Source organism: Aquiflexum sp. (assembly GCF_041751335.1).
Classification (GTDB): Bacteria; Bacteroidota; Bacteroidia; order Cytophagales; family Cyclobacteriaceae; genus Aquiflexum.
Window position 1 is genome coordinate 1 of record NZ_JBGSXS010000062.1, and the last position, 11,013, is coordinate 11,013.

Consider the following 11,013-nt stretch of genomic DNA (forward strand, 5'->3'; position numbering starts at 1 on the left):
CCAGCCCTAAAACAAACAATATGTCAGATAGACCACAAGAGCAAGTCACCATTATGAGTCTGGATCCCGGACACTTTCATGCCGGACTGATTCACAAGAGCATGTACCCTCAAGTGAATTCCACAGTTTATGTATTTGCTCCTGAAGGCGCTGAATTGGATGATTACCTTATGAGAATTAACGGCTATAATATGCGGGAAGCATCCCCCACTGCCTGGGAACTGAAATTGGTAAAAGGAGATGATTTTCTGGAAGAAATGATTTCCAAGAAACCGGGTAATGTGATGGTTGTGGCCGGCAAAAATGACCGAAAAATTGATTACATCAGTACTGCTATTTCCAATGGCCTCCATGTCTATGCTGATAAACCTTTGGTAATCAATCAAGCAGGTTTTAGGAAATTACAGATGGCATTCGAAGAGGCTTCGCAAAAGGACTTGCTGCTATACGATATCATGACAGAGCGTTTTGAGATCTCTTCCATATTGCAAAAGGAGCTTTCCATGATCCCGGAGGTTTTCGGAGAGTTGGTTGATGGATCTCCTGATAATCCTGCCATTACCAAAGAAAGTGTCCACCATTTCTTCAAATATGTCTCCGGGCAACCATTGGTTAGACCTAACTGGTTTTTTGATGTGGAAGTAGCAGGAGAAGGCATTGTGGATGTGACTACCCATTTGGTCGATTTGATCCAATGGGAGGCTTTTCCTGAAATGGTGCTCGATACAACTGATGTCAAAATGATTGCTGCAAAAAGATGGGCAACCTCTTTGTCATTGGAGCAATTCAAAACAGTTACCGGTAAAACCGAATTTCCGGAATTCCTTAATAAGGATATCAAGGATAATGTGCTGCAGGTATATTGCAATGGTGAAATGAATTATACCTTAAAAGGGAAGCATGCAAAAGTGAGTGTCATCTGGAATTTTCAAGCTCCCGAGGGTGCCGGGGATACCCATTACAGCATGATGCGGGGAACAAAAGCAAATCTCATTATCCGGCAAGGTGAGGAGGAAAATTATGTTCCCACTTTGTATGTGCAGCTTTTGGGTGATCAGCAAGAAGCTTTGAAAGAGACTTTAACAGTTACGCTTCAAGAAAAATATCCCGGACTTGGACTTGAAAAACTATCTGAGGGAGAATATAAAATCCAAATTCCAGATCGCTACCATGTCGGACATGAAGCCCACTTTTCCCAAGTGACAGCGCAATTTTTGGAATACTTCGAGAGCGGAAGCATGCCGGAATGGGAAGTTCCTAATATGATTGTTAAGTACTATACTACTACAAAAGCCTTAGAAATGGCCAAGGAGTAATCCTTAATATGGGTTTGTTTAAATTCCTAATTTTAACGATAAGGAAAAACCAATCGAAAATAAACATGTATTATCTCGATTGTAATCGAAAATAAACTTGTATTATCTCGATCGTAATCGAGAAATAACATGTATTATCTCGATCGTAATCGAAGAATTACATGAGTTATTTCGATCGTAATCGAAAATAAACATGTATTATCTCGATTGTAATCGAGAAATATCATATTTTTGTGAAAAGCAAAATGACATGATTGTTCGTGAGGTAGAAAAATTAATAGCAAAAAAGCTATATCAAGGCAAAATCCTACTTATCTCAGGACCAAGGCAGGTGGGCAAAACCACACTGATGCGGCAATTGGCAGCTTCTTTGGATAAAGAAGCATTATGGCTTAATTGTGATAATCCCGATGACAGAATTGATCTTGAAAATGCTACATTAAGTTCATTAAAAAGCCTAGTAGGTTCATATAACTTAGTGATGATAGATGAAGCCCAACGGGTTAAAAACATTGGGCTGACTTTAAAATTATTGGCAGATAATTTTCCCCAAGTCCAGATAATCGCATCGGGTTCTTCTTCACTTGAATTGGCAAATACAATCAATGAGCCTTTGACGGGAAGAAAAAGGGAGTTGAGGTTATTTCCCCTTTCTACCGAGGAACTGAGCCATCACACATCTTTACGGGAAGAAAAACGGTTACTGGAAAATCGTTTGGTATATGGTTTTTACCCCGAAATCATAAACAACCCCTCAGATGCAGAAGAAATTTTAAGGGAACTTACCAGCAGTTATCTTTATAAAGATATTTTGACATTAGACCAAGTAAGAAAACCTGTAATACTTCAAAAATTGCTGATGGCGTTGGCCCTTCAGGTTGGGTCTGAAGTGACATTCAATGAACTTGGAAATACCATAGGGATAGACAAAGAAACTGCCGAAAAATACATAGACCTTTTGGAGAAAAGTTATGTGATTTTCAAATTGAATTCCTTTAGCAGGAATTTGAGGAGGGAGATCAAAAGGGGCCGTAAAATCTATTTTTGGGACAATGGTGTACGCAATGCATTGATCAATAATTTCAATGGAGTTTCATTAAGAAGTGATGTGGGAGCTTTGTGGGAGAATTTTATCATCAGCGAAAGGATGAAGTATTTACATTACAGTGGAATTAATGCTAACGTGTTTTTTTGGAGGACTACTACAGGTAAGGAATTGGACTGGTTGGAAAAACGGGGTGGTATTATCCATACCTATGAAGCCAAGTGGAATCCAAAGAGAAGAAGCAATTTTCCATTGGGATTTCAGGATGCTTACCCCGATTCCACTTTCACTTTGGTCAATCCTGAAAATTACCTTTCGATATTGTCTGAGGAGAAATAAATTTTAGGATTATCGGGAATGATTCCATTCACCATATTTCCTTTTGTTATTCTCTCGTGACGGAAGTCGGACCGAAGACGAAAGATTGCATGAAGTGACATTTAACCGTCTCAAATATTTAGGATGTCTTCTTTAGTTATAAGAAAACAGACAAGTCCCATCCAATTTAAACATCTCCACCACAGGTTCCAATGACATCCCGCCGGGATTCAATCCTAGTTCTCCCTCAGGTACAGGAATTCCTAACTCCTTGAAATAACTTTCCCAAACCATAAATACCATTCCTGTATCCGGATCATTGTAAGTCATAGGTTTTGGTGTAAAAAAGTCTCTTCCATTATTAGCCACCTTAAAAGCAAAATGTATCAATTCTGAACAATAGAAAGCATCATTGTCGAAATCAAAAGCATGGTCATATGGTTTTCCCAAGTGTTTTTCTGCCTCCTGTATAGCAACGGGAATCAATGACCTGAATTCCGGCTTCAACCTTCCGACCATTACTTTTGGATTTCCCTGTTCATCCAAATGCCGATATAAAAAGTCTTCTATCGGTGTTTTGCTCACCCCTTTTCCGATTGCTTCAAGTACAAACCAATCGCCGATTTCCTGCATCAGCAACCCATTATGAGAAAAATCCATTCCCCCGTATCCTTCTGTAACCTTTCTGATGGCATCACAAAAATCCCCGCAATCACCATCCTGAAAAAGGATGTCCCCTTCTTGAAAAAATTCTTTTTCTTGGGTACAAGAAGAAAAAAGCATCCATAAAAAGAGAATTCTTAAGCTTTTTTTGATGTGCATAATTGACCCCGTTTCTGTCATAATTAGTTTGGTTTGTCTTGATTCTTGGCTCCCCGATACTCGGGACAAGCTTTGGTTGGTTCTTGGTTCCTAACTCTTGGATCTTGGCTCCCCTGTCTCACTTCTCATCCTCATAGCACAAGTAAACCCCATCCGCCTCAAGAGATTGCCACGTCGCACGAAAGGCTCCTATAAGTTAAAAGGTGAACTGAAGTGCTCCTCGCAATGACGCCTTAGTCTCACGTCTTATGTCTCAGATCTCACGTCTTATTCAAACCACCATAAAAAAGAAAATCAAAGCCACTGCCAATACCAGTATCATTTTCTTTGCTTTATCCCTTACCTCTTCGGAGATTTTTCTTTTTCGGAGGACCAAAACTGCGATGCTTAATCCAAAAAACTGAAGCCCGATACCTACTCCATTGATGGGACCGGTGGGAAGGTTAAAAAACTGAAAATAATTATTGAAAAGCGGAATCAGACACAATGCAATACCTACAACCCCAAATATAAATGAACGCTGCAACAGCAGATTCTCGTCCTTATCAAACCACTTCATCCTTTCTTAATTAACTTTATTTTTCCTTTTATTTAAATAATCTTGCATTTCAGCGAGAGACAGGGCATTGAAAGTCATGTCTTTTGATAAGCCTCCTTTTCTTCCGACCAAAACCCCGTAGCGCATATCTGCATATCCTTCCATTTCATGGGCATCGGGATTGATGGACAGTGTGACTCCTTTTTCCATGGCATATTGTACCCATCTCCAATCGAGGTCAAGCCGCCAAGGATTGGCGTTGATTTCAATGACTACATTGAACTTGGAACATGCATCAATGATGGCTTTATGGTCAATTGGATAGCCTTCTCTTCGCAACAGCAATCTTCCTGTAGGATGTCCCAAAATAGTGGTGTATGGATTCTCAATTGCTTTGATTAATCTGGCTGTGGCTTTTTTCCTGTCCATACCCAAACTGGAGAGTATGGATGAAACAATAAAATCAAAGCTTTTCAAAACCTCATTGGGATAGTCCAAGCTGCCATCCAACAAAATATCACTTTCTATGCCCTTGAAGATTTTGAATGGTGCCAACTCTTTATTCAGTTCATCAATCTCTTTGTGCTGTTGTTGGATTTTTTCTATATCAAGTCCTCCTGCGTAGAATGCTGACCTGCTGTGATCCGAAATACCAAGATATTCATAGCCGAGTTCTTTACAGTATTCCGCCATTTGTCTCAGGCTATGCTTTCCATCACTGTAAGTAGAGTGGTTATGTAAGATGCCTTTGAGATCCTTTTCCTCCAATAGAGTCGGTATCTTGTTTTCCTTTGCCCAATCAAATTCAAAAAATCCTTCTCTCAATTCTTCAGGAATCCAAGGAAATCCAGCATTGTCATAAGCCTCCTCCTCACTGTAAAGATCATTACTTTCTCTAATCAGTTCAATAAATGGTTTGTTATCCTCTACAGGATGTAGCAAGTGGGCTTTACTTCCTGTTCGAATAATTTTTTCTTTAAAAAAATCCGTTGGTTGGGTGAAATGAATCAATAAAGAAATTTCCGGATCAAGCATTTTACCCCTCCATTTATAGGGGCTTGAAGACTTTTTGTTTTGTTCCAGATTTTTAAACGCTGAAAAAGAAGTCATCACAATTGTATGGTCAGTTGTTGCTACCAACCATTCAACAGATTCTATGATTTCCATTTTACGTGCAAATTCACCCACTGAGGTTACTGCCTCCACACCTGAGACAGATTTGACTTTTTGTTGGAACTGAATCATGGTATCTTCAATATCAGCATAAAGCCATTTTCCTTGGTTGGAAGCCCTGAATTCCAAAGATTGAATGATACTTTCCTGGGTCTTTTCACCAAAACCTTTGGTTTTAGCAACCTGACCGGATTGACAGGCTTCCATCAACTCATGGATAGAGGTGATATTCAATTCTTCCCAGAGTACTTTTATTTTCTTTGGTCCCAGACCTTTGATCTCTAGCACCTCCAAAATTCCAACCGGAGTTTTTGCCAATAAATCTTCAAGATAGGGACTTGTGCCGGTGGTGTCCAAAGCAAGGATCGCTTCAGCAATGCTTTTTCCAATCCCATTAACCTCTTGCAGCTCCTGAAGGTTTTTTCCTTCAATAGAAACATCTCCCCGGTCTATGGTGTTGACTGCTGATTGATAACTCCTGATCTTAAAGGTGTTTTCATCATGAAGCTCCATCAATTTGATGATGAGCTTGAGTTGTCGAAGTATGCTTTTTTGGTCCAAAACTGAAAAAGGGTTGATTTGCTATAAGGACAAATGTCATCAATTATTGTTTCAAAATAAAATCTTAAACCTTATCTTAAGCCAATCAAAAAAGATAAAATCAACATGAATTATTGGTTAGTCAAATCAGAACCTGAATCCTATAGCTGGGATGACCTCATTAAAAAAGGAGAGGATATTTGGGATGGAATCCGAAATTATCAGGCCAGAAATTTTCTAAAAGAAATGAAATTGGGAGAAAAGGTGTTGTTTTACCATAGTGGCAAACCAAAAGAAATCGTGGGTATCGCAGAAGTAAGTGAAGAGGCATTTCCTGATCCAAATGACAAGGAAGATAAAGGCTGGGTGGCCGTGAAGATCAAACATTTGAAAGTACTTTCGAAGCCAGTCACCCTTGAACAGATCAAAAGTGAAGATCAATTAAGTAGCTTACTTTTGATAAAGCAATCCAGGCTTTCGGTCATGCCTCTTGAAAAATCGCAATTTGACCATATCGTTAAACTAAGTTCATGAAATTAATAATATCCATTTTCTTCTTCCTGTTTATTTATTCTCAGACATTTTCCCAAGTGATGTTTGTGGAGAGGTTAGAAGTAGATGCCAAATTTCCTGAGAATGATTTTCAGGTTATGACCCGGGCAGGAGGTTTGATTGCGTTTAGGGCCAATCCGGAAAAGGGATTTAATCTCAAATCAAAACTCCAATATTTTTTGACCGACTATGAACTGAAATCAGATAGTTTTCATGAAATACCCCTAAAGGATAACTATGATCTCGTTGGCTATGACCTAGAAGGAGATTTTTTCTACGCACTACTTCAAAAGGGTGTAAACATCACCTCCGAAAGGTATTTGATAGAGATCAACCTGAAAGATGAAAAAGCAACAGAAATCCAGTTGGAGAATATTTATAACATGGAATTAAAGGAGTTTTTTGTCCTTAACAGGAATGCTGTATTTATGGGTTCTGCTGATCTCAGGCCGGTTGTTCAGATTTTAGACATTGAAGCCAATAACGTATTTACAGTTCAGGACATCTATTCGAAAGAAACCAAAATCCTGCAGTTGAGGAAAGATAGCGAATTGGGTGTATTGGATGTATTGGTCAGCCGAAGAGATAAATACAAAATGAAGCAGATTACCTTGTTGACATTCGATGAAAAAGGCAGCAAGATCAGAGAAGTGGTCATTGATAGGTTAAGCGATAATAGTTTAGAGCTGGTAGAAGGAATTCTTACCCCCATCCAAAATTATCAACAATCACTGATTGGTACTTATGGCCAAAGGCGAAGGGAGGCTTACAGGGGCATTTATCTTTCAGATATCAATGAGTTTGGCGAGTATGATATCAAGTATTATACCTTGGAGGATTTTCCCAATTTTTACAACTACCTCAATGAAAAACAAAGAGAAAGGAAAATCAAGGAATTGGAACGTGATTTTGAAAAAGGAAAAATTCCTTCCATAAGACCCGTATTATCCACAAGAGAAATCCACCCAACGAATTTTGGCTTTTTGATTTACTCTGATCATTTTTCTGCTACCAATCCTAGGTATATCCCAAGAGATGGAGTTTATGCCAATGATGCCTATCGATACAGATCCAATCATCCGTTTAACTCCGGAATAAACTACGGACAGAATTATGGGTCACAATTTTTCCCTGCCTCAAGATATGGTATGAATTCCTGGCAACTCGAAGGAGAATACAGATTTGTTTCAGCCCATTTTTTGTATTTAAACAGGAACGGTGAGGTTATTTGGGACAACACTTTTAACCTAAACAACAAAACAACCAATATTCCAGGGAAATTTGGAGAAGTAAGTTTTGATGGCGAAAAACTACATTACATGCATCTGGATGGGATTAAAATGTATATGAGTTATATCAAAAATGGAGAGGTTATTTTTGAGAGTCAGCCCTATGAAATTGAATTGATCAATGAAGATGAAAGGATAAGGGATACTCAGGACTATAGTTTAAATCTTTCATGGTGGTATTCCAATTATTACATTCTGACAGGCAAACAGCGAATCCGGTTTCTTAACAAAGAAAATCGTGAAGAAACCAGGGAAGTTTTTTTTATCACCAAAATAAAAGTCGACGGAGATCTTTATGTTCCCGAAGAGGAAGAAGGGTAGATAAAAGGGTATTCAAACAGTTTTCAAGTTTTGGACGCATAAACCTTTAATCTTTTTATATTTGCAACCAAAGCGGCGCCATGCAAAAAAGACTTGTCCTCGACCAACAGCAGATATCCATCATCCTCAAGCGTTTCTGCCATCAGTTGATAGAAAACCACGATACATTTGAGAATACCGTATTATTGGGTTTGCAGCCCCGTGGGCCTATTGTTTCGGACAAGATCGTACACTTACTGGAAGAAATCTCAGGGATCAAAGTACCATTTGGGTATTTGGATGCCACTTTTCACAGAGATGATTTCAGACGAAGGGATTTCCCCTTAAAAGCCAACGAGACCAAAATTGATTTTCTTATAGAAGGAAAAAAAGTAATCCTGATCGATGATGTGCTATACAAAGGTAGGTCTGTCAGGGCGGCATTGGATGCGATGATTGCTTTTGGCAGGCCACAAAAAGTGGAGTTGATGATTTTGGTGGACAGGAAATATACCAGGGATTACCCCATCATGCCGGATTATTGTGGATTTAAGGTCAATACTTTGGAAACTCAATATGTGTCGGTTGAATGGAAAGAAAATGGATTTGAACAAGACGCTATTTGGATTACAGAAAAAGCATAAACAAAAATATGTCACAACTCAGCACCCGACACCTTCTAGGAATCAAAGACATCTCAGCAGAAGACATCCAACTCATATTTGAAACTGCGGATAATTTCAAGGAGGTACTAAACAGGCCCATCAAAAAGGTGCCATCGCTGAGGGACATAACCATAGCCAATGTATTTTTCGAGAATTCAACGCGTACCAGACTGTCCTTTGAATTGGCAGAAAAAAGACTTTCTGCTGATGTTATCAATTTTTCTTCAGCCAATTCCTCTGTCAAAAAAGGGGAAACACTGATCGATACCGTCAACAACATCCTGTCCATGAAAGTGGATATGGTGGTCATGAGACACAGCAGTGTAGGCGCACCGCATTTCCTATCCAAACACATCAAAGCCAATATCGTCAATGCCGGGGACGGAACCCATGAACATCCTACCCAGGCCCTATTGGATGCATTCTCTATCCGCGAAAAACTCGGTGATGTAGCAGGTAAAAAAGTCGCCATCATCGGTGACATACTTCACTCAAGGGTGGCGCTTTCCAATATTTTCTGTCTTCAAAAATTAGGGGCAGAAGTCATGGTCTGTGGCCCCATTACCTTGTTGCCCAAGCATATCGGAAGTCTTGGTGTGAAAATCGAGCATGATGTGGAAAAAGCCCTGCAATGGTGTGATGTAGCCAATGTCTTAAGAATCCAATTGGAAAGACAGCAGATCAAGTATTTCCCATCGCTCAGAGAGTATTCCCTTTATTTTGGAATCAACAGAAAAATGCTGGACCGATTGGACAAAGAAATCGTCGTCATGCACCCCGGCCCCATCAACAGAGGTGTGGAATTGAATTCCGATGTAGCAGACAGCGAACATTCAATTATCCTTCAACAGGTGGAAAATGGGGTGGCGATTCGGATGGCGGTTTTGTATTTGCTTGCAGGGGCAAAGTAGAAACCTAAGTCATTTCAATAAATCCGAATTTTTTCTCCATTTGGGTTCCATCATCCTTATTTAACAAATAGGATTTGGAAATCTTTTCGCCAATATTCACTTCGAGCGAACGACCGAAAACAGGACCGTTGATACAGAATGAATGAAATTCCCCGTTTTCCCCACAGGGATCCACTTCTTTGGGCAAGCTGTTCAGAAATTCCATTTCAAACTTTCTCCCCAGCCAATACGGATCAATCTTATCTGCATCCGCTGCGCAAATCAAAGTTTCAAAGCCAAAGGCTATAAAATCTTCAGCCAGCTGTCTCGTATCTTTTTCCCAAAGCGGAAAAACTGCATGGAACCCATTACTTTCCAATAGATCCTCTCGGTATTTTTTAAGATCTTCCAAGAAAATATCCCCATAGGCGATGTGGGAAATGTTCAGGGCTTCCAAATTATACAAATACCCTTTTATGGCATTTTCGTAAGCCCTGTTATCTCCCGAAGCGGGATAGTACAACTTGTCCAAAGGCAGACCAATACAATCAGCTTGTTTATCGATCAACTCTTCGGGTATTCCATGTAATCCAACCCTCTTGGTTTCCTCTCCAAAAACAGTATGCAGGCGCACTACTTCAAATTCCCCACTTTGTAACAGATGCCACAATGCAAATGCTGAATCCTTTCCTCCTGACCAACTTAGGGAGATCTTAATTTTATCTTTTCCGGATTTAATATCCATAACAGCTACTTTGGTTGATATCTTGAATTTAAGGAAAAGAAATATTATGCATTAATTTTGGTTATCTTTAATTCATATCTAATTCAATGATGGAAAATACAAGATGGGAACAAAGGTTTGAGAATTACCTTAAAGCCTTAATCCAGTTGGAAAATGCGGTAAAGCTTTCGGAGGAAAGAGAATTGACGGACCTCGAAAAACAAGGCTTGATACAGGCATTTGAATTTACCCATGAATTGGCCTGGAATGTGATAAAAGATTATTTTTTCTTTCAGGGAAACTCAGAAATTATCGGATCCAGAGATGCCACAAGAGAAGCATTTAAGGTTGGTTTGGTTCAGGATGGAGATGGATGGATGGAAATGATCAAAAGTCGGAATAAAACTTCCCATACTTATAATGAGGACATTGCTTCTGAAATAACTGAAAAAATAATAGCTTGGTACTTTGATCTGTTCAAAGAATTTGAGGTGGAAATGCTGGAAATTAAGGATAAAAAATAATGAACGATTTTGGACTATCAGTTAAGACCATGGAATCAATTTTAGGTGTTTTGAAAAAATACCCAAACATTGATAAATGTGTTGTTTATGGTTCAAGGGCTATCGGAAATTATAGAAAAGGTTCTGATATTGATTTAACGCTTATTGGAGAGAACCTGACCTTGACCGAACTTTTGAAAATTGAAAATGAGTTGGATGACCTCTTACTTCCCTATCAAATAGATCTTTCCATTTTCCATCATATTAACCATGAAGGATTGATTGAGCATATCAAAACCAACGGTAAGGTGTTTTTCGAAAGAACGCTCAAATACTCC

12 protein-coding genes are annotated in these 11,013 nt (G+C 39.1%); 8 read left to right on the top strand and 4 right to left on the bottom strand.

The window, feature by feature from the left end:
* Positions 1–1,316: putative oxidoreductase C-terminal domain-containing protein (locus ACEW8U_RS03640; protein WP_373520673.1), on the top strand; the 1,316-nt coding region annotated here is incomplete at its 5' end.
* A 250-nt stretch (positions 1,317–1,566) separates the two neighbouring features.
* Entirely contained in the window at positions 1,567–2,700 is a 1,134-nt protein-coding gene (locus ACEW8U_RS03645) for an ATP-binding protein (protein ID WP_373520674.1), read from the top strand.
* 132 nt (positions 2,701–2,832) lie between these two features.
* On the opposite strand, the gene ACEW8U_RS03650 is transcribed toward ACEW8U_RS03645, so the two are convergent.
* From ACEW8U_RS03650 to ACEW8U_RS03660, 3 genes are all read right to left on the bottom strand, one after another.
* Positions 2,833–3,501 carry a YiiX/YebB-like N1pC/P60 family cysteine hydrolase gene (locus tag ACEW8U_RS03650; RefSeq protein WP_373520675.1) on the bottom strand — a complete coding sequence of 223 codons (669 nt, stop codon included), beginning with the start codon at positions 3,499–3,501 and terminating at the stop codon, positions 2,833–2,835.
* A gap of 271 nt (positions 3,502–3,772) precedes the next feature.
* The gene (locus ACEW8U_RS03655) at positions 3,773–4,060 is read right to left on the bottom strand and encodes a hypothetical protein (protein WP_373520676.1); all 288 of its coding nucleotides are present in this window, start codon (positions 4,058–4,060) and stop codon (positions 3,773–3,775) included.
* A 6-nt stretch (positions 4,061–4,066) separates the two neighbouring features.
* Positions 4,067–5,725, bottom strand: a complete 1,659-nt coding sequence (locus ACEW8U_RS03660) for a helix-hairpin-helix domain-containing protein (protein ID WP_373520683.1) — start codon at positions 5,723–5,725, stop codon at positions 4,067–4,069.
* 153 nt (positions 5,726–5,878) lie between these two features.
* Between ACEW8U_RS03660 and ACEW8U_RS03665 the strand changes: the two genes are divergently transcribed.
* The 4 genes from ACEW8U_RS03665 to ACEW8U_RS03680 all read left to right on the top strand — a co-directional run bounded on the left by ACEW8U_RS03665 (position 5,879) and on the right by ACEW8U_RS03680 (position 9,469).
* Positions 5,879–6,286, top strand: a complete 408-nt coding sequence (locus ACEW8U_RS03665; RefSeq protein WP_373520677.1) for an EVE domain-containing protein — start codon at positions 5,879–5,881, stop codon at positions 6,284–6,286.
* Positions 6,283–7,914 (top strand): transcriptional regulator, encoded by a 1,632-nt coding sequence (locus ACEW8U_RS03670; RefSeq protein WP_373520678.1) that lies wholly within the window; start codon positions 6,283–6,285, stop codon positions 7,912–7,914. Before ACEW8U_RS03665 ends, ACEW8U_RS03670 begins: the two co-directional genes overlap by 4 nt.
* An 80-nt stretch (positions 7,915–7,994) precedes the next feature.
* Positions 7,995–8,537, top strand: a complete 543-nt coding sequence (pyrR, locus tag ACEW8U_RS03675) for a bifunctional pyr operon transcriptional regulator/uracil phosphoribosyltransferase PyrR (protein WP_194972978.1) — start codon at positions 7,995–7,997, stop codon at positions 8,535–8,537.
* An 8-nt stretch (positions 8,538–8,545) separates the two neighbouring features.
* Positions 8,546–9,469, top strand: coding sequence for an aspartate carbamoyltransferase catalytic subunit (locus ACEW8U_RS03680; protein WP_373520679.1), 924 nt, complete (start codon positions 8,546–8,548; stop codon positions 9,467–9,469).
* Between the two features lie 4 nt (positions 9,470–9,473).
* Here the strand turns inward: ACEW8U_RS03680 and ACEW8U_RS03685 are convergent, their stop codons facing one another.
* Positions 9,474–10,193, bottom strand: coding sequence for a diphthine--ammonia ligase (locus tag ACEW8U_RS03685; protein ID WP_373520680.1), 720 nt, complete (start codon positions 10,191–10,193; stop codon positions 9,474–9,476).
* Positions 10,194–10,279: 86 nt separating this feature from the next.
* On the opposite strand from ACEW8U_RS03685, the gene ACEW8U_RS03690 reads away from it, so the two are divergent.
* Together ACEW8U_RS03690 and ACEW8U_RS03695 are read left to right on the top strand one after the other, a co-directional pair.
* Complete coding sequence (locus tag ACEW8U_RS03690; RefSeq protein WP_373520681.1) at positions 10,280–10,696, top strand: nucleotidyltransferase substrate binding protein; 417 nt, start codon at positions 10,280–10,282, stop codon at positions 10,694–10,696.
* Between the two features lie 29 nt (positions 10,697–10,725).
* Positions 10,726–11,013, top strand: a 288-nt coding sequence (locus ACEW8U_RS03695) for a nucleotidyltransferase domain-containing protein (protein ID WP_373520682.1), incomplete at its 3' end; no start/stop codon positions are given.

Excerpts from the sequence above, each read along its gene's own strand:
- ACEW8U_RS03690 (WP_373520681.1), top strand. The coding sequence starts at position 10,280 with ATGATGGAAAATACAAGATGGGAACAAAGGTTTGAGAATTACCTTAAA.
- ACEW8U_RS03665 (WP_373520677.1), top strand. The coding sequence starts at position 5,879 with ATGAATTATTGGTTAGTCAAATCAGAACCTGAATCCTATAGCTGGGAT.
- ACEW8U_RS03660 (WP_373520683.1), bottom strand. The coding sequence starts at position 5,725 with ATGGAGCTTCATGATGAAAACACCTTTAAGATCAGGAGTTATCAATCA.
- ACEW8U_RS03685 (WP_373520680.1), bottom strand. The coding sequence starts at position 10,193 with ATGGATATTAAATCCGGAAAAGATAAAATTAAGATCTCCCTAAGTTGG.
- ACEW8U_RS03655 (WP_373520676.1), bottom strand. The coding sequence starts at position 4,060 with ATGAAGTGGTTTGATAAGGACGAGAATCTGCTGTTGCAGCGTTCATTT.
- ACEW8U_RS03670 (WP_373520678.1), top strand. The coding sequence starts at position 6,283 with ATGAAATTAATAATATCCATTTTCTTCTTCCTGTTTATTTATTCTCAG.
- ACEW8U_RS03645 (WP_373520674.1), top strand. The coding sequence starts at position 1,567 with ATGATTGTTCGTGAGGTAGAAAAATTAATAGCAAAAAAGCTATATCAA.
- ACEW8U_RS03680 (WP_373520679.1), top strand. The coding sequence starts at position 8,546 with ATGTCACAACTCAGCACCCGACACCTTCTAGGAATCAAAGACATCTCA.
- pyrR (WP_194972978.1), top strand. The coding sequence starts at position 7,995 with ATGCAAAAAAGACTTGTCCTCGACCAACAGCAGATATCCATCATCCTC.
- ACEW8U_RS03650 (WP_373520675.1), bottom strand. The coding sequence starts at position 3,501 with ATGCACATCAAAAAAAGCTTAAGAATTCTCTTTTTATGGATGCTTTTT.